At 42.0% G+C, this 21897-nt stretch carries 11 protein-coding genes and 2 pseudogenes; 3 read left to right on the top strand and 10 right to left on the bottom strand.

Annotated features, from left to right (window positions below; translation table 11 throughout):
* From ACED59_RS04045 to ACED59_RS04015, 7 genes are all read right to left on the bottom strand, one after another.
* Nucleotides 1-1992, bottom strand: a complete 1992-nt coding sequence (locus ACED59_RS04045) for a protein kinase (protein ID WP_017097128.1) — start codon at nt 1990-1992, stop codon at nt 1-3.
* Nucleotides 1993-2493: 501 nt separating this feature from the next.
* Nucleotides 2494-3447, bottom strand: coding sequence for a hypothetical protein (locus tag ACED59_RS04040; protein WP_017097127.1), 954 nt, complete (start codon nt 3445-3447; stop codon nt 2494-2496).
* Complete coding sequence (locus ACED59_RS04035) at nt 3440-4432, bottom strand: DUF2169 domain-containing protein (RefSeq protein ID WP_017097126.1); 993 nt, start codon at nt 4430-4432, stop codon at nt 3440-3442. Before ACED59_RS04035 ends, ACED59_RS04040 begins: the two co-directional genes overlap by 8 nt.
* Nucleotides 4413-5732 carry a hypothetical protein gene (locus ACED59_RS04030; RefSeq protein ID WP_041473126.1) on the bottom strand — a complete coding sequence of 440 codons (1320 nt, stop codon included), beginning with the start codon at nt 5730-5732 and terminating at the stop codon, nt 4413-4415. Before ACED59_RS04030 ends, ACED59_RS04035 begins: the two co-directional genes overlap by 20 nt.
* A 25-nt stretch (nt 5733-5757) precedes the next feature.
* Complete coding sequence (locus ACED59_RS04025; RefSeq protein ID WP_012600865.1) at nt 5758-6243, bottom strand: hypothetical protein; 486 nt, start codon at nt 6241-6243, stop codon at nt 5758-5760.
* On the bottom strand, nt 6243-8321 hold the full coding sequence (gene tssI, locus ACED59_RS04020) for a type VI secretion system tip protein VgrG (RefSeq protein ID WP_017097124.1): 2079 nt from the start codon (nt 8319-8321) through the stop codon (nt 6243-6245). The genes ACED59_RS04025 and tssI overlap by 1 nt, the downstream gene beginning before the upstream one ends.
* A gap of 74 nt (nt 8322-8395) precedes the next feature.
* Nucleotides 8396-8914, bottom strand: a complete 519-nt coding sequence (locus ACED59_RS04015; protein ID WP_012600867.1) for an Hcp family type VI secretion system effector — start codon at nt 8912-8914, stop codon at nt 8396-8398.
* 454 nt (nt 8915-9368) lie between these two features.
* Between ACED59_RS04015 and tssH the strand changes: the two genes are divergently transcribed.
* The 3 genes and pseudogenes from tssH to ACED59_RS04000 all read left to right on the top strand — a co-directional run.
* The gene (gene tssH, locus ACED59_RS04010) at nt 9369-12062 is read left to right on the top strand and encodes a type VI secretion system ATPase TssH (protein ID WP_371704915.1); all 2694 of its coding nucleotides are present in this window, start codon (nt 9369-9371) and stop codon (nt 12060-12062) included.
* Nucleotides 12049-13429, top strand: a pseudogene (locus tag ACED59_RS04005) (sigma 54-interacting transcriptional regulator); the annotation flags it as partial. The gene tssH and the pseudogene ACED59_RS04005, both read left to right, overlap by 14 nt.
* An 83-nt stretch (nt 13430-13512) precedes the next feature.
* Nucleotides 13513-13677 (top strand): annotated as a pseudogene (locus ACED59_RS04000) (helix-turn-helix domain-containing protein); the annotation flags it as partial.
* A gap of 84 nt (nt 13678-13761) precedes the next feature.
* Here ACED59_RS04000 and ACED59_RS03995 read toward each other — a convergent pair.
* The 3 genes from ACED59_RS03995 to ACED59_RS03985 form a co-directional block, all read right to left on the bottom strand.
* Complete coding sequence (locus ACED59_RS03995) at nt 13762-18531, bottom strand: OmpA family protein (protein ID WP_017097121.1); 4770 nt, start codon at nt 18529-18531, stop codon at nt 13762-13764.
* Nucleotides 18528-19664: a hypothetical protein gene (locus ACED59_RS03990; RefSeq protein WP_017097120.1), complete on the bottom strand. Its 1137-nt coding sequence runs from the start codon at nt 19662-19664 to the stop codon at nt 18528-18530. Before ACED59_RS03990 ends, ACED59_RS03995 begins: the two co-directional genes overlap by 4 nt.
* A gap of 81 nt (nt 19665-19745) precedes the next feature.
* Nucleotides 19746-21485 (bottom strand): hypothetical protein, encoded by a 1740-nt coding sequence (locus tag ACED59_RS03985; protein ID WP_029223830.1) that lies wholly within the window; start codon nt 21483-21485, stop codon nt 19746-19748.
* Between the last annotated feature and the right edge of the window lie 412 nt (nt 21486-21897).

Raw genomic sequence — 21897 nt, 5'->3', positions numbered from 1 at the left:
TTAACCTCGGCTTTCAGAGTTGTAACTTCTAATTGCTCGCTCGATGGCTATTGCACCTCTTGCGGGTTTAGATAACTGATGGCTCTTGTCAATTGAGTCACTTGCCATACTATTTAAAATTTCGGTTATCTCTTCAAACTTCTTAGGAGCATTTATCTCTAGATCGACTAATGAATCATGGAGTTTTTGTGTGCCAAAAACAGATTGCTCAGTCACCGTACTGAACAAGATGAATTCACTTCGAGCCACTTTCAGTGCTCTTACTTTTGCCTTTAATTTAGGCGTATTGCCAAAAAATGATTGCGCGGCTTCTGCCTCATCAATAGCTTTAGAGTAATAATGTTGCTCCGCATTATTCTCTATTGAGAGATCTATTCCGTTCAGCACTTTCTGGGGTAAAACATGGCTATAAAAATAAGCTTTTGATTGATTTATTTTCCAAGCGGTTTCAATATCGCTATCAGCAACTTCTGACTTACCATCTAGTATCAAATCGACCAAACGCTGTTCGTTATTTTCATCAAAACTTGCGATATTTTGTGAGTCGATGGTCGCCTTATTAATACTTGCCATCGCGTCCGTCAGCGCTTTGTCTGCATAAGGAAATAGCGCCCCGTCGCTGTTTAGTTTCTCTCGTAACGAAACAAGCTTTTTCCGGATAGACTTCAAAGTTTTAGGAAGTTGGTCAACTGTTCCTGCATATTGACTTAAATCCGATTCATAGTTTTTGTACAATTGAGCTAATTTACTCTGCTGTACTTCATAAGCTTCTCTGTAAGGAGCTGTCGAGACGACATCTTTTTCCATGTCTTCTAACGCAAATTCAATATCCCACGGTGACTGAGCCAGGAAAGACGCAGTCTGGGCAGGTTTAATCGTACTTACTAGATTACTTGTACCGTTGCTCGATTTAACTATCGATTTCCATTCAGGTTGGGTCTGGTTATACAAATAAGTCCCTGTAATAATTGCAACACACAAAACCAAACTCGCTTCTAAATAGCGAAGTCGCCCAGTGTGAATTCTATCGATAGCACTATGTTTTGTTAAAACGAGATCGGCGTTACGTAAGCTACTAAACAAGGGGGCACTAACTTCAGTCTCAAACTTTTGAGTATCTATCTTAGCTAATTGTTGTGCGAACGAAGTAGCCGTGTATCTATGCTGTCTTGGGTTGCCAATAACTTCTTTAATTAACTTCCATACATGATTAGGAATTTGAGTTGGTCGTTTCTTTGCTTTAAGTTGCGTAGCCCAAGCATCGCCAAATACTGCACCAAGAAATAAATGGCCGGTCAATAACGCTAGAGAATAAACGTCATCTTGTGGTTGAGCCATTCCAGATTTTAGAAACGCGGGAGATGCGTAGCTCATGCTTGCTTCTGCATAAGTGTTTGACTCTCCAACATACCGAGCCGCACCAAAGTCAATCAATTTAACGTAATCCGACTCTGTAACGATGATATTTGACGGCTTAATATCTAAGTGGCAAACACCTCTGGTGTGCATAAACTCTAGCGCACCAGACAATTGGTAGATCAACCATGCAATATGATCATGCCGAAACCCTTTGGGAGAATGGCGTGCCATTTTCTCGGCTAATGATTCTCCCTGAATCCAATGATACATAAAGTATGGTCGTTCGAACTCTTTCCCTATTTTGATGAAATCAGCGACACTTGGGTGTTGAGACATTTCAAGTCGACTGGCCTCACCTATGAGTAATTCATGTGCTACGTCAGATGAATTCTCGTTTAGAACTTTGCAACAGACCTGTTTTTCAGGACTTCCTTTTTTCGCTAAATGATAGACAGTCGTTTTGCCATTTTTTGAAGGTAATGTATCTAAAACGTCAAATTGAGAAAAAATCACATACTCTAACTTAGGCTTATTTTTATTAGCCAAGTCCTGAGCTTGCTGATTTTTCTTTTCGATCGCTTTCACAACCAACTTATCTAGATAACCTTTGGCTGTCCCTTGCTTTTCTGGCACGCTAAACTCTTTATCAAACGAAATAAATTAATGTAGGATAATAATTACTGTCTAATACCCTTTTCAATAGCAGTATTAAAAAACCTCGGTAAGACTATTACTTTAGTTATTATTACTAAACAACCACGCATAATAACAAACTCATTGACTACCAATTGTTCATTGTTTTCCGATTAAAAAATAAAAACTCTTCTATCGTAGTTAGGCTTGGAACAAACATTGCCACATAAATCACACTTTATAATTACAAATAAGAGGTTATTGTAAGTAATAAATTTCAGACGAACAGTTCAATCATTACCGTGAAGATATGAGCAGCTGTGGCAAAGCATTTAAACTCAAGGATTACTTGCCTTAATATTTAACCGAATTTAATAATAGAAATGTAGATTGATGAGATTATCGACCGGATAAGCACTTAAGAGGTGATGAACATTCAAATTGACTTCATGAGACGTTAATTACCGAAGGGCTCTCAGCCCTCCGGTTATGTTAGCTCTGCTAATTATTTTTCATACGGGTCAGTTGAAGTAACGCCCTTTCGCCCTGCAAATCAAACATTAACAAGGTAATAGGTCTATTATGAGGCCCTTCTTGAATAGCACTGGCCATTAGAGCCAATGATGAGCAACTGCCGAGTGTGCCCCATAAATCATTGATTAAAAATGGCTGTTGAGGGTTATCAAAATATTCTGCACGGGCACCTAACGCAAAACCATAATCTTCAGTATGAGATCTCAAATTGGTCATATCGGAGAACACAACCCCAAAACTCTTGATACTACGGCTCGCACTTCTTACAAGCTTCATCATTGACCGGCGGGTTGTATTTGCAGGTTCTAAGCCGAAATAACCTAATTGTCCCAGAGGGGTAAGCTTTAACGTTTTAACCAAATTATTCCGGCACAAAATTACGCCCGCCCCTCCTTCGCTAGGTATTATCCCCCAGGGGTTAGACGAACTCATAACGTGCCCGGTTTCAATCAATGCGTCTATATTTGCCACAGGCGAATCAACCGATATACTCATTAAAGCATCATATTGATTCAATTTGGCCAACGAGGTGCTTAAGTGTAACGTCCCACCTTGCTGAACCACTTCATAGTGAGAGATTGAGTCACTGTGCTTACATTCACTTAACCATTCACTAACCTCTACTATGGAAAGAGCTTCCGGAATGTTGATGAGTAATGGAATCGGCTTTAGGGCCTTAGGTAGCTGCTTTAAAAGAGCCCCGACTAAGCTCTCAATAAGCTCTGAGCATTTGTCAAACAACGATGTGTTGGAAGTGTATTCAATATTACCGTAGGTAAATCTTTCAATCCCATCCTCAGCTACTTTCTGATCAAACCTTCCCAAATCCGCCTTAGCGACTGCTGTGGCAATTTCAAGGTTCATGCCCGTTGGTGTCATGGCTTCCATTCCAATAATAAAACGAGCTGAATTGTTATTCATTGTCGGACAGCTCCTGCTTTTTATGAATCCTAGTTGACACTAACATATGCTCCTCTCCTTGGCATGGGAACGCGGCGCTATAGCTAATTGAAAGTGTACGAGCCTCTGTGTCAATAAAAACCGTCGTAATAGTCATATCGACTTGGTAAGTAGTATTTTTAAACTGAGCTTCTGCAATATACATATCTTTAGGAAAGCGAAAAGAAAGCGCATCATTATGACAAAATCCACTCATCATCAATCGTTCACCGCCCGATATGAACCCTCTACACTGTTGATCTTGTGGTGCGCTCTGATAAAAACGTTGGTCGAAATCTAACGGATAAAGGGGTTTCCGATTCTCTAGCCAATCGGCATCAAAAGTCCCAGCATACCGCTGCCTACCTCCAAAAAATGGCGCTAGCGGGCCAAATCCTGCTACCCGTGTATTCTTTGACGTCGCACTCCAATCTTCAGTTGGATAAAAAACAGAAGGTACTTTCTGATTTAATAGTTCCGCTTTACTATCAGCAATACCTCCGCCAAGCCGGTTTCTTAAATCGCCTCCAATAGCACAGGAGAAATCTATCTCTTTTTCGACAAACGGGAGTGATTTACTCAAGGTTACGCTACCACCATGCTCTATCCATTGCCTATCTCCAAGTACCGATAGAGTTTTATCAATATGGCCATCAATCAAAAGCCGACACTCGTGGTATGTAACGGCCTTTTTTGCGTAACTTCGCGCCTTGCCGAAAACCAGTACATCTGTATTGGCCTTCACTACAGAGAACTCATGATCAACTTTCATCGCAGAAAGTCCCGCTTCACCCAAATAAATAGGATCGTCATAGATCTCTGACTCTTCCAGCTCCTTCCAAACAGAATCTACGAATTGCCACGAGCGCTTTCCAACAACAACCCAAACCTCTTTACCGTTCTGATCTCGTTGAAAACGGCCTTTTATTGAAAGTTCTGGATGGTTCTCAATATCCCACAACTGCATTATTATTCCTTAAGTTAAACCTTTCTGAGGCTGTTGAATTCTGAGTTAGTCGCGTGATATTCCACTTTTGTTGATGAGCAGGCATAGCCATATCCCAAGGAATGTATGAACGAGTATGGAGGCAAACCTGACGCCAAATCCAAATCCTAAAAGCTGCATTAACTTGAGTATCGAACATGGCTTGTATACTAGTTTCTAGAGTCAAAGCTTGTCCCATTCGACCTGGAGATACTTGTTTGTAGGCATCAGTCTTGGCCCACTCTTGTAACCTTTCGAGTATTTCATGCCATTCAAAATCAATGCCCAAGTTTTTTGGTGTCACAGGTAAGCGTTTTCCATAAACAATATAAAGCGCTTGGATCCAATCCTCACCTTCGAACTCTTCAAGGCTCGATATCAATTCAATTATTATAGGAACGTGTTCATTGAGGCCATGTAATACAAAATCAAATGGAGCCTGTGCACTACTCGGATCAAAGTGTTCAAACTCTTTGAGGTCTAAAAGTTTGGCATAAGTGATAACTTCAGGATCAGACATGCTATCGATTGAGGTACCGAACTCCTGACGAAACCAAGTTCCTCTATCCTCTTTCGTAAGCAAGCGTTCAAACAGGTTCTGACTTCCATTTGAATTTTCAGCTAACCAGACAACGCTTTCTGCGTCGTTTTGTAACGATAAAAACAAATGTGCTTTATGTTTAGAAAAGCGCTCATCTTTAAGCCAGCGCTTTAACAGGCCAACTGTGATAGTTTGGCGTAACTGTAAGCACTCTAAATAAAGCAGAGGCAGTTTAGAACCACCTTCAACCATTTCGATGACTACAGAGTCGATACTTGGTAATGACGACTGAACAACCAAGAATTTTGCGGTTTGGTCATCTAACTCATCTAGTGTAGATAAGCCACAAAGTAGATTTTCATGATCCTGTCCAATATCGGAATTCAACATAAGCCAAGCATAAACTGTCGGTTCACTTTGCTTTAATTGATGGATGAGTCCCGGAGCCAAACGATAGAAAGACAAATAAACATTTTTTAGGTCTTTAACCTGACGATCAGCCAACGCTAAATACTCCAGCTCGATGCTTGGGTATCCCCTCTTATGGACTTGTAATCGTTGCTTTAATAAGAAATTGAGTGTCTCCGAAGCCAGTGACAACTTTTCATTACAAATTTCCAGCCACTTGATAGGAAGCTCGTCCAATAAAGCGAGCGTACTTTCCGCATTGGCAATCGCCAGCTCCACATCTTCATTAGTAATCGGCTGGTTTAGCTGATCTATACCTATTTTTTGACGCATCCGTGAATCCAATCTAGTAACACGATCAATTGATCGCGATGGTGCCGCCTTGAATTTTTTGTGCCTTCTCAGCTTGAGAAGTCACATATTTGGCTTTGGTGGTAATTCGACCATCACGGCCGCTGTAGCGAGTTTCGGTTTCGCCACTTCTCACAATTAACTCTTGTTCCGTTTCAATAACCATTTTCTTTGCTCTCAGCACAAACTCATCCGACTCCTCAAGAATGGAGAAAAAGATATCTGTGACTAAAGGAAGGTTAACGTCGTTATTTAGGAACTCAATGCGACATGAAAGTTTGTTATCTATAGCAAATTGTAACTCAACTAATTTAAAGCCTCGCCCCAACCTTGCATTAATTGGCTGCTGTAACGAGTTGCCTTCAAAGTCGACTCGTACTCCATTCATAGACTCATTGATCGATAAGATTCTTCCAAAACGTGAAAAGCAAGCCGATAATTCGGCTTGCTGTTCGGTGATGGTTTGTATTATTGGGATTTGTTTTTCCATCATTAATTGACCGCTACGTTGCCACCTTTGACTACAACTTTGTCACTTCCTTCAATGGTTATTGAAGAACCTGACAGCTTAATAGAACCGTCGCTATTCATCACTAATGACGAACCACCCGTTTTCAGTACAATCTTGTCACCGCTTATGATCTGGGTCGCACCATCGGCTTTATATGACGTGTTCCCTTTCACAGACACAGTCAAGTTGCCACCAACCGTTTGGTTATCATCGGCACCAATATCAGAGCTTTTTGATGCGCCTACCGTTAAATTGCTGTTTTCACCCACATCCAAGTCATCATTCTTACCAATCTTGGTAATTTGATTATCTCCAATTTCTAGATCAGAGTTGTTCTTTACATATTGAGTTTCATTAGCGTTGTAAGTAACCGATACGTCTTGCTCGACAGTTTCAGTAAACGTACTGTTAATTTGGGTAGTCTTATGGCCATCGATTGTCTCTTTATGATCACCATGAACATCGTTCGTCTGATGGCGCGCCACTTTCAAGAATTCATCTTGGCCTATATCGCGATAGCGGTTATTTAAAACCTTGGTCGACATGTCCTTTTGCGCATGAATGTAGACTTCTTCTTGATTGGCTTCATCTTCAAAGCTCAACTCGTTATAGCCAGTCCCTTTATGCGTTTGAGTTCGGAATGTCGTACGTGTTTTATTCTCTGGTAACGAATAAGGAGGATAATGAAGCCCGTTATAAACAGCACCTGTCACTAAAGGCCTGTCTGGATCGCCTTCTAGGAAAGTAACCACCACCTCATGGCCGATACGAGGTAAGTATACTGCTCCCCAAGTTGGTGCTGCCATTGATTGGCTAACACGAATCCAGCAACTTGAATGCTCATCGCTCTCTCCATAACGGTCCCAATGGAACTGGACTTTGATTCGCCCAAGCTTATCTGTATAGATCTCTTCGCCTGCAGGGCCAACAACAACCGCTGTTTGTGTACCTTCAACTAAAGGAGCTTCAAGTTTTGGAGCCTTAAATTCAACATGTCTAGGAATGCACGCAAACTGGTTGTGATATGTGGTCGGCAAGCCATTAGTTTCGTCTTCATGAACCTGAGGATCGTGGCCACTATGCATTACCGATAACATGAGGTAATCACGATTGATTGCTGAGCGTGGATGTTCGCTGACACTAAAACTGTATCCAGAAGCCAATCTCATGACATTACTGCTTGCTTCTACTTGTTGATTGTCAACAACATGCTCCGACATCCATTCATTTGATCTTACTTGCCCCATTGCTGGGTCCACGTAACGCCCTGGGAAATCGAACAATTTCAGGTCTAAATCAAGTTCACCAGAGCTGCTCATTTCCTGAGGAATTTTCGGAAACTCGTAGTTATAATCAGTGTAAGTAACGTGGCCGGTTTTCACTCTATTCACGAGTTCAAGGTCTGAGATATGCTCGCGGTCTGCAACACCACCACCATCAGCATGGTAAACAATTGGCCCCAAATAAGACCCGTTCAGTGGCGTGTTCAATAACTCAGCTATTGCGTCATTGCTATCGACAATCACCATCGTGTGGTTAGCTTCTGTATGCTCGAAGTAGTACCACATTCCGTGTTCTGCCAGAATTCGTTGAACAAACTCAAGGTCTGTCTCTCGATATTGGAGCACGTATTCTTTTGAAGGATATACGCCTGACAGCTCTAATCGATAATCAGTTACTGACGCATCATCTAAAACTTCAGAAATGATTGCCGACGCTGATTTCTGTTGAAAAATACGGCAGTCTTGTCTTTGGCTCAAAAACCAAGCTTGTGGAACTAGAGTCAATTGGTAACGAGAGAATCTCCTGCCCGATCCAAGGTAACGCACCTCATTTACCACGCCGTGAAAACATCTCGCAGAACTGACGCCTTGACCGTATAGAGTCAAACTACCTGGTTTACGGATGAGTGCGTCAAATGAGATATCAGGATCAAGTGAAAGTAATGATAGGCTGATTTGAAAAGGCTTGGAAAGCTCTTCGATTACCTGAAAGCTTTCAACACGGAAATCATGCTCAGAGCCTTGCAGTTCAAACTTAAATTCTACGTCATTCACCATATCTTTTACCTGATACTAATAATAGAAATAGGGCCAACAGCAATTGTTGACCCTTTGTTGTTCACGAAAAGCGATTAAGCTTCGCGTGGAGCACGCCAGTCATCGTTACCAGCAGTACCACAGTTTTCGTGAGTGACTTCGATTGCACGGTAAGTCAGCTTAAGTACTTCTTCAGTTACACGATCTGAAGTTGCAGCGTCTTGACAGTGATTCATACGAGTTTGGATATCTACAAGTAGTGCATCAATTAACTTGATTGAGTAGTAGTGCTCTTGCTTACCTTGTACTGAAGTACGGTAGAAACGGATTACACACTCTGGAAGCTTTTCGCCAGACACTAATGCGTTGAATAACAGAGGTGAACAACGGTCTTGTACTTTAGTTACTACTACAGGGCGGTGAACACGTTGACCTGTTGGTTGGCCACTTTGTGGGTCACGTGGAACTGTTAGTACGTGATCAAGTTCTTGAACTAGGAACTCATCAACGTGAGCTTCTTGCCAAGTATTACCTACAGAATCTGCAGAGTAAGTATCTTTAGTAATGTGACCTTGTGTTTCACCATTGATAGACATATATGCTGGAGTTGGCATCGATATTTCCTTTTTAAATTTTATAAGTCATTAATTCACCAAATCGCTTATCACCGCGACTGATTCAACTAATACAAACATCATGCCAACCCTATAAAGGCAACAAATACAGCGACTTAAAGAAAGCTTGGTCATTTACAATTTATATGTAATAACAATTTATTGTATAAAAAAACAAGTTTTCGAACATTTAGTTTAATAAATTGAATTTAAAAAACAAAGACAAAACAACTAGCTTGAACAATTGAAATAAAGTTAAAAAAACTATCAATTAAGTCGAAATACCTAGGTTATATTTTATTTTAAATGAAAATAAATACTTCAATCAGACAAAAAAACAAAGCTGATAATAAAAACAACCAATAAACAATAGTGAATTCATCTCCGAATAAAAAACCAGTTACCAATTTTAGTATAATTAGCACATCCCATATAAATAACTAACAGAATTAAAATGATAAATATAAACCTTTCCTCTTTGATACAGCGTCTGCACCCGATTGTAAAAGTCGCTTTAGAAGATGCTGCTGCATTAGCGGTATCGGAAAAAGCCAATGAAGTGCAAATTGAACACTATCTATTAAGCTTATTAGAAAGGCCAAATAGTGATTTTGACATCTTATTAAGTCATTTCGATTGCTCAGAGACCATATTAAGACAATCTATTCGTTCTACGCTAAATACCAACACCACAGGAAATGGCAGCAAGCCCGTTTTCTCTTCACTTTTAATCGAATGGCTTCAAGAAAGTTGGTTAGTCTCATCTTTAGACCTATCCGAAACTCAGATTCGCTCTGGTGCCCTACTTCTTACGCTAGTGAGTAACCCATTACGCTATGGTCAACATGGCTACGCTTCTATCTTAGAAGGTGTAAACCCTGATACCTTAAAGCGTAACTTTTCTGAACTCACAACAAACTCTCTAGAATCTTTAGCAGCGACATCAGAAAAATCAGATGCACGCGAAGATGGTTCGGCATTAAGTAAATTCACTACCGACTTTACCGGCAAAGCAAGAAAAGGCGAGATTGACCCAGTATTTTGCCGTGATCAAGAAATCAGACAAATAATCGACATCTTGGCGCGACGCAGAAAAAACAACCCAATCGCTGTAGGTGAGCCGGGAGTTGGTAAAACCGCAGTAGTGGAGGGTCTTGCATTAAAGATTACCGAAGGAGATGTGCCAGACTGCCTCAAAGGTGTTGAACTATACGGCCTAGACATGGGCTTACTTCAAGCTGGGGCGAGTGTAAAAGGTGAGTTTGAAAAACGCCTTAACGCAGTACTAGACGAAGTGAAGAATTCACCGACTCCAATCATTTTATTTATAGATGAAGCTCACACGCTAGTTGGGGGAGGCAATCAAGCTGGAGGCAGCGATGCTGCCAACCTACTTAAACCCGCTCTAGCACGTGGTGAAGTAAAAACAATTGCTGCCACCACATGGTCTGAGTACAAGAAATATTTCGAAAAAGATCCAGCTCTGGCACGCCGTTTCCAACTAGTGAAACTTGATGAGCCATCGGCAACTCAAGCCGCATTGATCATCCGAGGCTTAAGACCAGCCTATGAAAAGTCACATAACGTATACGTACGTGACGACGCAATCACTGCCGCAGCAAACTTAGCCGATCGTTACATCACTGGACGTCAACTGCCAGATAAAGCAATCGACGTGTTAGATACGGCTTGTGCTCGCGTCAATATTAGCCTTAATGCAACACCGGCACCTGTTGAAACATTGCATCAAGAAATTGCGGCTGCGAATCGCGAGCTCGAAGCTCTAGAACGTGACCAACTGCAGCAAACTGGTGACAAACACAGTGCTGCTTTAATTCCTGAGCTAAAAGAGAAGATTAAAAAGGCCACCGAAGAACAAGCTACCCTTCAGGTTCAATGGAAAAAAGAACAATCTCTTATTCAAGAGATCATAGAACTGCGTAGCCATCTTTATAGCCTTACGACTCCTTCGACTGAAGAAGACAGCGCTCCTAAAGCTGACAATACGGTTCAAGATGATGACGCACCAACAAGTGATAAACCAAATTTTCATGAATATTCTGAAGAGAAGACTCGCGAAGCTATTCAATCTTGTAATGAACGTTTAGATAACGTGCGCGGTACCAATCCGCTAGTTCACTACGAAGTGGGTCCCGACGAAATTAGTCATGTAATTTCTGATTGGACAGGGATTCCTATGGGTAAGATGCTTCAAGATGAGTCGCAAACTACCTTAAACTTGAAGCAAAACCTAATTCAAAACATTAAAGGTCAAGAGTTTGCCATTGATGCGCTTGCTGAAGGTATTCAAACCGCAAAGGCGGGACTAGGCAACCCAGATGCACCAACAGGCGTTTTCTTATTGGTTGGCCCTAGTGGTGTCGGTAAAACAGAAACCGCTCGCGCTATCGCTGATCAAATGTTTGGTGGCGAACGCTTCATGACAACCATCAATATGTCTGAGTTCCAAGAGAAACACACGGTGTCTCGTCTTATTGGTTCTCCTCCTGGCTATGTTGGTTTTGGTGAAGGCGGCATGCTAACCGAAGCGGTACGTCAGCGCCCTTACTCTGTTGTTCTTCTAGATGAAGTTGAAAAAGCAGACCCTGAAGTACTCAACCTGTTCTACCAAGTCTTCGACAAAGGCACGCTAAATGATGGCGAAGGTCGTACCATCGACTTCAAAAATACACTCATCATCATGACAAGTAACCTTGCGACTCATGAGATTGAGTCTTTAGTTCACCAAGCGAAAGACATTGATGCCAATATCGTCGCTGAAGCTATTCGCCCAACATTGAATCAACACTTCAAGCCTGCCTTACTGGCACGTATGTCCGTGTTGCCATTCCTTCCTCTTTCAGACGCAGCAATGACTGACATTATTCATCATAAACTAAAGAAAGTGTCTGAGCGCCTGCAAAGCCACCACAAACTGGCACTTTGCTATGGTGATAACTTAGTGGAATTCGTATTAGGCAACTGCCGCCTTGCAGAGACGGGAGCTCGAAATATTGATGCCGTTATTAACCGTCAACTATTGCGGCAGCTTTCGACTCAACTACTGGTGAATGACAAAGATGATTCACATACTCAAATTGACGTTTCTGTGGACGAGCAAGGAACTCTAACCTATGCGTTCAGCTAACCATAGTGAGCTTAGTAACGCCCTACTTGCGATCAGCCAATCTCTGGCTGATCGCAGCCAGTTAGCTCAAACTTTGGATGCCGTTCTCACAGCAGCAAGGCAAATGACTTTCGCGAAACATGGCATCATTTACGTGCTTGACCAAACCGGTCAAGCCTTGATTCCAAGTACCGCGCATCACCATGAAAAAGTCATCGCCTCACATCCTTGGGAGCCACTGCAGTTAGACACAGTAAGTGAAGCCGACCCATTCAACTTCGCCGTACGTAACGGCGAAGTTGTCTTGATCAATGAGCTATACACTTACAATGGTTATGACTGCGAAGGCATCTATCAAACCGAGCAAACGTTAGGTCTAAAAAGCAATAACTTACTTGCTTGGCCATTGATTGATGATGAAAGCAAAACTATTGGATTGTTGGTTTTGCTTGATTTAAGCGTTATCGATAACGAAACCGCACTTACCGAGTTTTGCCGAATGGCGGCAAGTAATATTCGCCATGCCATTTGGTTAGAGCAATATGGTCAAGTGATTAAGAGTTTAAGCGCCGATAACCAAGCGTTGGTTCGTGAAAATACTCAACTAAAGAAACGGACAAAGAAAACCTATCAAGGTCCGATCGCTGAAAGTGAAGAGATGGTCAATGTATTGAGCCGACTTGATAAGGTGCTCTCTTTGCCTGTCGACGTCTTACTTAGAGGCGAGACGGGTGCGGGTAAAGAAGTCATTGCAAAATACATTCACGAAAACTCGAATCGTTCTGACCAAGCATTAATCGTTCAGAACTGTGCCGCAATTCCTGAACAACTTCTGGAATCCGAACTTTTCGGGCACAGAAAGGGCTCATTTACCGGTGCAGACAAGGACAAAGTTGGCTTATTTGAAGCAGCAAACGGTGGCACCCTGTTCCTAGATGAAATTGGCGATATGCCAATGCTACTTCAAGCTAAACTGTTACGTGTGCTGCAAGAACGTAAAGTTCGCCCTGTAGGCGCTAGCAGAGAGATTGAAGTGGATGTTAGAGTCATTGCCGCGACGCACTGTAACTTAATGCAGCAGATTAAAGACGGAGGCTTTAGGGCCGATTTATTCTACCGCTTGAACGTATTTCCCATCACCTTACCACCTCTGAGATCCAGACAAGCGGACATTATCCCACTCGCCGAGCACTTTGTGCAGCAAACCACGACGATGTTAGGGTTGCCTCAATCACCAGGATTGAGTGCTAATGTGAGAAACCAACTACTTACTTACACCTACCCCGGTAACGTGCGCGAGCTTAAGAACATCATCGAGCGCTCGGTTCTGCTTTCCGATTTCGAAACCATTACTCAGATTGAGTTTGGTGAACAGATCCCTGAAGAGATAGAACACCATCAAGTTATTACTCCAGTTACATCGGCAGTTCAGCCCACGTTTGAACCTGAACCTCTAGGAGATGACGATGTCGCCGTTGGCCTAAAAGAGGTCGTCAGCCAGTACGAACGCACCGTGATTATCGACTGCTTAAACTCTTGTAATTGGCACACGAAGCGAGCGGCAGAGCAACTGTCGCTGCCGTTAAGTACACTCAATCACAAGATGAAGAAATACGATATTTCTGCGGCGGGTTGAGTTAAAGAGATACCAATTACAGCAGAGTATTTCAGTCATTCCGATAAAAATAAAAAAACCGCCCGAAGGCGGTTTTTTTTATTTTTATATTGGATTATCTAATGACTTTTCTAAAGGCTTAGGAGCTTGAGTGACTGCTGGTTGTTTCTCTATCCAGTGTTTCAGCCATTTTTTCCGTTCCGAGTCTTCGTACTGTTTCCACGTTTCTGACGCTGACTTATCCACACCATTTTTTGTTGGTTCTTTAAAAATAAGCCATGGCATATCACTAAAGAAATTACCAGCAAGAGCTTTATCTGAGCTTAAAGACGGTAATGACACAACGACATCTCTTCCTTTGTCGTAATCATGTGTGCCATCTACATCAACTTGGTTCAAGTGAGTAACAGACAGTTCAAGGTTCGCTTTGCCTCCGATGACTCCTCCAAATGGCCTTAGACCTTTTAGCTGCGCGCCCGTTGGCGCAACATAACCCAAATCAAACTTCATACAATAGACTGTATAGCTTGTGCCTTTTTGTAAATCATTCTCTTTCTCTACGCTAGCCACAGCTTGATCAATAAAGATTTTCATCGCATTGATCTCACTGCGATTCTTTTCTGACGATGATTTCGTCAATTCCCAAGAACCATTATCACAAGAAAACTCACCAACATGGTGCATGTCTGAAAAGTACCTAGGACCCTTGACCAACTTACCTTTATTACCTTCTAGTCCCAGTTGAATAGACATATTCACTGAGCGCCAGTCCATTCGTGTCGATTCGTACGCGTCTTTATTATGAGTATCACCCAATAACAAAACGTACATACTCGCGGGGTCTTCTTGTCCTTTGTTTCCCCATGAAAACCCATCGCGTCGAATATTGTGAGCTGAGTTAATCCATTCCTTACTTTGGAAGAAGTTAAGTCCTGAAGATTGAGTTTCGATAGCGACGACTTGTTGCTTTATCCCTTTGATGACTGGAATAGAGTTCTTCTTACTCTTAGCATTCATTAAGGTAAAGCTCTCGACCATAAGATCTTTCTCACGCAAAAGTAGCGCCTTCTCACCGAGATAAGTATCAAGCAACACTAACTTCGTTTCGGTACTCAACACTCCAACTTTTAACTCATCTGGCAAGTCGTCAAAGTCTTTACCTTGTATGTAATCCGCAGGCAGGTAGAAATTGACATCCCCTTTCTTTTTCCTAATCGATAGGCTGTAACGCATGTTTTGAAAGCCGCCGCCTTTTACATAGCGCTTAAATGAATCGGTTTCAGAAAAATAATCACTTGGGTTCCCAGCTTTTGCACTTCCAGAAGCAGCAAGACTAAATATCGCGTCGGCAAACAGTAGCTTAGACTTGGATGTCATCGGCTTCATTCCATCAATCATCACACTACCGAAACGATAGGATGGACAATGGTCGATTGCAATCAATGTTGACTCTTCATTGACACCTTGTTGTTTATAAAACTTAGCAATTTCACCATTTGGGTCAGTTTCAAAATCAGCGACCTTTTTAGGTAACATCCAATCTCTGAAAGCGGGACCATTTATGTTTTCAAGACCGTCTACTCGGTTATAGCCTACGGTCAATTCCTGAGCGTATTTGTGCGCCTTGGTGAGCACTATCTGAACTTTAACTTTATCGTACGGCCCTATATGACCATTATCTGATTGTTTGATCCAACTATCATAAGGTAGCCAATCGGGCTTATCCGATTCTTGAAAGCGCGCCGATTTAATTAAGATTCGACAGAACCCTATCGCTTCTTTTTTTAGTTCACTATCTTGTGGGTTAAATGCCTGAGTAAAGTTTTCAAACATGCTTTCTTCTGGGTGTTCAAATAGCATCGTTTGAACAGGGAAAACTCGATTAAAAGCCCCTGAAGCTTTATTGTTATCCCCAACTTGATACCAAGAGTAAGCATTCATCCTGCTGTTCTCAGAGATTGGTGCCGGCCAATATTGTGAAGCCGCAGGCATTTTTTCAGCCAACGCGTCATAAAATTGATTTTCACACTGGTTCTTCCAATTGGCAGCCATAGTATTTCCTTTAATCGTATGAACTGACCAATCATCTCCTAGAATGTAACGCTCAATATAGTCTTTTACTTTATAACGCTTCACCAAAGATTCAAATGACACCAATGAATCGGCATGCGCTTTAACACCAAGATCGGCGAGTAGTAAAACCAAACCATTGATTGCCAAAGCTCTAAGCTGGTAGCGCTTTAGCAACTCCTTTCTAGATTCTTCACTCTCGAAGTGAGCGACAAGCTCTTTGTAGGAATTGATTTCCTTCCTTTCTAAAGCAATATTACTTTTACGTAGTTCTTTAAGTAACTCAATATGAATATTGGATAATCGTTCCAATTCACGCTTCACATTATGCTTTTCATTCAGCTCATTCAACAAGGAGTCCAGTAGCGCATGGTCGATCATTTTGACAGCTGAAATGGCAGCTTTTGTTCCTTCTTTAGCTACAATTACCCCGCGAGCAACCGGAGCAACAACCGGCACATAAGAAGCGACATCAACCAAACTATCGAATACCGCCATCCGTAATTCGGCTTCAAGTTTGTCTTCTGTACTCATTGCGATTTCAAGAGCTAAACGTGAACGTTCCATCGCTTGTGAGCCATAACGGCTAGGATGGAAATACACATCGAAAGATTGCATATATATGCGTATGACGACTCGTCGGTTCTGTTTTAAGTTTGGATTATTACGGTCAATTTTTTCGCCTTCAACTGGAAGATAGATAGGTCGGCTTTCCCCAAACGCCTCAATTGAAATTCGGTCTTTAAAAACAGAAGATACCTTTAACAGCAGAGCTTTCGCATTTTCCGCTCTATCTGCCGCCACCTGCATGTTTTTTTCAGCGGTATCGACTTGGCATGCATGCCCTTCGACCTCAACCCTTAAATTTGATTCCGCTTCTAACACCTCCGCAAGTGCGGAACCTAGCTCCATGAACACAGCTTCGTTTTCTTTTAGTTCAGTTTCTTTAGAATTAAATTCGAACTTGATTCCAATCCCTGCACCGCGAGAGTCATTCACCATGTAGGCTGTGATTTGTTCTTTAGACTTCTCGCGCGCCTTTTCTAGAGCCTGATCAATCTTATCCTCTTGAGCTGTGTTTCTGGTTTTCCAAACAGGGATATGTTTTAGGTAATCATCAGCGACCTCACCTGTCGCCTTGTCTGCCGTTTCTACTTTTTTGCCCTGCTTTAATACCGCCTTGGCTTTGTTAACCAGGTCGATGCCACTGGTCACTGTACCAAACGCGTTAACCCCAATCGATGTTCCCCCAGTAAGCCAGGCTTCAGCAACTCGCCCTGCCACCACTTTTCGATTACCCATGGCGGCTTCCATTGCCGTGGAAAATGTATTCGCTCGTAGCTCCGGAGTATTAAGCACTTTTGCATGGAGCCATGGTTTCCACCCAACACTTACCGTTTGAGGAGAATGTAATTCACGCAGGGTATCCAGGGCAGCTTTAGTGCTATAAATACCATAGTAAAGTTCTCCAGCGGCTTTCATCGCCGGTGGCATATCTGTTTTCACGGTATCCCAATAGAGTTTCGAGACATTATTAAACACCGCTTGCCTGCCATCACTATCGAGGGTTTCTTGCAGGCTACCACTCATCAGCCCTGCACCTAATTGTGCAGACACATCTCGGATATTCTTAAGTAGTGTGAGACTTCGAGATGCTGGTGTATTGGCTGCTGCTCCTTGTGCATTACCATGAAGGTAGTGCTTCATGTTGCTGAAATACTGCGGGTATTGATAAATCAAAGATTCTTCTAAGGAAATCATATCGCCACTGACAATGGCGAATTTACCTAATGGCGTGCTAGAAGAAAAAGAGATATGTTCACGTAATTCGTATGTGTAAGCAGTATCTAAACCATCGTCATACTGCTCAATATTGGCGTTCTTAACAAAATCAGGAATCGGTTTATCCATTTGACTTGGTATAAATTCTACCCGAATACTGTAAAGCCCTTCATCAAACGCCGCCGAATCTATATAAAACAATGCGCAAGGGTATTGGTTTTGATCAATATTCTCTGTCTTTTTGGGCAGCACAGCTTGAACTGTATCCCCAACTTTCTCATACTTGCCTTCGTCGGTTCCTTTGCCATTCCCAACTTTAAACTTATACAAACTAACTGAAGCGTTTAAATACCCTTCATCCGAAAAAACGATTGCACAGCTAGAAACAACAGGTAGAACAAAGCCCTTAAGTGGTTGCTTGAGAGCACGAACTTCTTCGTACCACTTGTTGTATGCTGCGTTCTCTTCGCTCAGCTGACCGTTTGTATCTTCTTGATAAGGATCTGCCAATTGATCTGTGCTGATCTCAGTTAGTGTAAGTTGAACTTCGCTGTTATCCAATTGACCACTAAGCTTTGCAATTTCTACAGCCAACTCTTTAGGTGATAGCTCTGCAAGTGAGGCAATAAGTGGCAATGATGGGAAACGAAAATTGAAAGTTTGTTCACCCCCTTTTGGTAAATCTTTGCCTAAGGAATGAATAGGACATTCTGGAGAAAGTACTTCAAACACCCCATTTTTATCCGGCTTCCCATTACCCAGTGAGCATAATTTAAACTCTTGGTTGGTCGCCCAAAGTGCTGGGTTATCGCTATTTGTTAGGTTTAGCATTGGCACTTTTGCTAACGGGCGAACATTAGTTATTTCCTGATTGCCAACTAGGCTAGTTTCTTTATGCCAGGCTGGATAAGTTACTTTGTCTTTCTGTTTTTCCCCTTCTACTCTAGATGCGGGAAAATAAGTGCCAAACAAATAATAATTAGCATGTAATGGAATGACACTACATGATTCAACAGGGTTCATAGTTCATCTCCTGTTACAAAATCACCATTGTTGGCAAAAGCATTATAAAGAGAAGATAGGTCTGCACTGTGACCGCTATTGGTCTGTTTCCATTTTAAATAAGGACCAAAGTGTTTTTCTTCTGTTAGTTTACTAACAACAACTCGAGCTGCTCCTTCATGAATATAATTCGCATCTTTGCCCAAAACTTCAAAATAGCGAAACTTGCCCATTGCTCGTGGAATTATTTCTTCCGATTGGAAGGACTTGTTTTTTACATCTATTAGGTAGCGGTGTGTTCGCGTCTCAGCCCAGACATACCGACCTGTCGGGCTTATAGATTTATTCCTAAAACGTGCAACTGCCACCTCACTCGTTTCATCAGGAACTACGCTATATAGCCATTCATCTTGCGATTCATCATATACTCCAACCCCTAAATCCGAAGCAATTACCCGCTTCCCCTGATAAATCACAGAATACTCGTTAAACTCTGTTTCTACTTGTCGCTTAACACCAGTCGCTAAGGTGTACTTCCAGTCTCTAAATTTATCAACGTAGTAGAGGTAACTGCTGTCTTCCGCCCAAAGGAATTCTGGATAACCGCGAGAGCGACCTAGCTCGATATACTCGCCCGTCTTGAGATCTTTAATGACCTTAAACATCCCTTCTTCGGCGGAATACGCCAGAGCTAAGTAGCGATTGTTTGGAGACATCCGCATTAACCGAACCATACCGCCAAATTCATCTGCGACTAAACGTAAGTCAGTACCATCCGTTTTGACACTCCATACTTTGTCTCCTATCTCATAGAGATCTTTCGAGTCACCTCGTCCATTATCCCAACGGAACACCACTCTAGGTAAATCATAGGAATCTTGGTTGCTAATGTCCTCTCGTGGCCACTCTTTAGCTTTTCGAATGGTATATTTAGGTTTACCCGTTTCTTTATCATAAATAACGTAATTATTTTCGGTAATGTAAACACGACCATCATCCCACTGCTGTGCATTTTTTAACGCAACAGGATCATTTTCAACGGTCTGAGGCTTCACCGCTTGTTGCTGCTCAGGTACTGTTGGTTCTACTGATTCGTTGTTGCATCCTGACAATACCAACAACGCAATAAGGCTTAAGCTATGACGTAGTTTCATTCGTTATTCTCTTTATAATTAGGAGTATTTGCATTTAGGTTAAGCAAATAGATAACATTCTTGATGTAATGGCATTGGCCGCTATTCGCTCGACTTATAAGCCAATAAGTCGGCAATGGGTGTCTGGTGAATTATAACGGTTTGGTTATCACGATTTTGCCTGCTGTTACCCAAATAGCCACGCACTAGATCGACCTTTTCAACTTCAACTGGCCAGCCAGAGAAGCTAATTAACCTAGCCCCTTTGTCTGTTTTTGCACACTGACGAAGCGATACACGTTGTGACCAATCACCATCACACTGCTTGAGCTCAAAATAATCGTCTGACTCATCCAAAGTTGCATAACCGGGATATTCAAAAACAAGCTCTACAGGCTTGTTCAAATAAACAGCAGCCACATTTTGGTTTAGTTGACTTTGAAGGACCGCGTATTCACTCTGCTTATCACTTGCAGCGTTTGGCAAAACAGACAGCAATCGAGTGATCCCATCACCAGTTTTAAAGCTCTGTTCACTACTGTATGTCTCAAGATCGACCAATTTTGTCGCTTGAACTTCCGGAGCCGACGCTAGCTCAGATAACTGACTGTGACTTAACTGATTCGAACTGTAAAACATATACACATCTTGAGGTTCACCTTGAACTTTGTACGGCACCCAGATATGAGGCAATGAGTAACCTTTTGCTTCCCTTCCTCCAGTGGTACCGTCGACTGGACTAACAAAAGTTTCAACTTTCATTGATATTGGAGGATCATACTCAGTCAAAACTATTTCAATTTCTTCCTCAACTAGATTGAATATGCGCGCCTCACCTGAACCGTTCAACATACCTTCACTTACGACCTCACCGTTTTGCAACACCTTAAAGGGTTCATAAGTATGTATAGCGCCTGTCTCAGAGTCCTCTATATGTATATCGGCATGCCTTCTTGGCCTAGAGTCGGTGGAAGTAACATTAATATCGATATCTGAAAAATAACCATTTCTTTCAATGACTAATTCACGCCATATTTCATTGTTCCAAATAACATATACAAATCCAGAGCCGAAAATTTCGGACGCCTCATCAGAATGATCACCAGTAGGGAAATGAAGTGGAACAATAGGCACTAATATATTATCCCATTCGTCCATCTGACTTTCTTTATCTACGGGTTGTAGATCTTCAGCCAATTTCAATAAAATCGGTTGTGGTCGGTCTTTACAAGGGATTTTAATATAAAGCGTTTTGCCCTCAGCCTCGAGATCTTTAAACGTCGCTAGGCTGCGGTGTTTGTTGGCGAGATCGGGTTTTGCTACCGTAACCTTTCCTTGCTGTTCATCGGTTTTACTTAGCGCTAAACATGCCGCATTGCTAGACCACTGGCCCGCAAACTCGACCACAATTTTGTGTTCTGGGGAGGGTTCAACTGGCGAGAAGCTATAGTGACGTGCCAAAGGTACATCATCGACAACTTGCTGGTAGTTGGCTTTGTGAGCGCGCTCTGAACTGCAATTACTCACCCTATCAACATGTATCTTCAGTTTAGGAAAGCTTGCCAGCTGTTTACTGGTTAATGGACTACGTCGCACATTGAAAGAAAGGCAAACCCAGTTCGCTTTTACGAGTTCAACTCGAATCGCGTTGAGCAGGCTGTGGACATTTTTTTTAGCCGACGCAGTAATCTGCTGAACCAGAGTGCTTGGTAACTGAGTCAAGATGTCTTTAGGGGTGCGCACACGCGAAAATAGCCCTACACACTCATCTGGTGTTAAGACATATTGAAGGTCGTTCGTACTGAGGGACGAACTAGATATAAATTTGCAAACTAAGTGCATTTGGATTCTCCACAACCTACAGGTATCAATAGTTGCGGTGATAGCTAAGCTGATAAGGCTTAAAAAACGATTTGGTTGAAGAAATTCTACGCGGAATAATTATAAATTTCAACAAATTAGAAATGGTAACACCACCTGCTAAAACGCTAGCAAAACAGTCAATTAAACAGGATAAATAGTCAATTTGACTAGCAAGCTAACGGAGCAGATAATTACGCATCAACATCATGTAACATTCGTTGTAACACGTTAAAGTCAATGCCAACAAAACCGGAAATACGTATCTAGTGGCGACATACCTTCGAGTTAGCAAGCTTGTATAAGCATTATGTATCGATAGTAAAAGAGTAAAAAAAAGTGGGAATAAATTCCCACACAAACACAGCTAATAGACAACATGTTTAAATAAACA

It is taken from the genome of Vibrio sp. FF266 (genome assembly GCF_041439695.1).
Lineage (GTDB): Bacteria > Pseudomonadota > Gammaproteobacteria > Enterobacterales > Vibrionaceae > Vibrio > Vibrio tasmaniensis_A.
Note: the sequence above shows the minus strand (reverse complement) of the source record. Positions and strands in the feature narration are given on the sequence as shown.

What these genes read in the sequence shown, in the direction of transcription:
- ACED59_RS04035 (WP_017097126.1), bottom strand. Translation starts at nt 4,432, where the DNA reads ATGCAGTTGTGGGATATTGAGAACCATCCAGAACTTTCAATAAAAGGC.
- ACED59_RS03985 (WP_029223830.1), bottom strand. Translation starts at nt 21,485, where the DNA reads ATGCACTTAGTTTGCAAATTTATATCTAGTTCGTCCCTCAGTACGAAC.
- ACED59_RS03995 (WP_017097121.1), bottom strand. Translation starts at nt 18,531, where the DNA reads ATGAACCCTGTTGAATCATGTAGTGTCATTCCATTACATGCTAATTAT.
- ACED59_RS04015 (WP_012600867.1), bottom strand. Translation starts at nt 8,914, where the DNA reads ATGCCAACTCCAGCATATATGTCTATCAATGGTGAAACACAAGGTCAC.
- ACED59_RS04040 (WP_017097127.1), bottom strand. Translation starts at nt 3,447, where the DNA reads ATGAATAACAATTCAGCTCGTTTTATTATTGGAATGGAAGCCATGACA.
- ACED59_RS03990 (WP_017097120.1), bottom strand. Translation starts at nt 19,664, where the DNA reads ATGAAACTACGTCATAGCTTAAGCCTTATTGCGTTGTTGGTATTGTCA.
- ACED59_RS04025 (WP_012600865.1), bottom strand. Translation starts at nt 6,243, where the DNA reads ATGATGGAAAAACAAATCCCAATAATACAAACCATCACCGAACAGCAA.
- ACED59_RS04030 (WP_041473126.1), bottom strand. Translation starts at nt 5,732, where the DNA reads ATGCGTCAAAAAATAGGTATAGATCAGCTAAACCAGCCGATTACTAAT.
- tssH (WP_371704915.1), top strand. Translation starts at nt 9,369, where the DNA reads ATGATAAATATAAACCTTTCCTCTTTGATACAGCGTCTGCACCCGATT.
- tssI (WP_017097124.1), bottom strand. Translation starts at nt 8,321, where the DNA reads ATGGTGAATGACGTAGAATTTAAGTTTGAACTGCAAGGCTCTGAGCAT.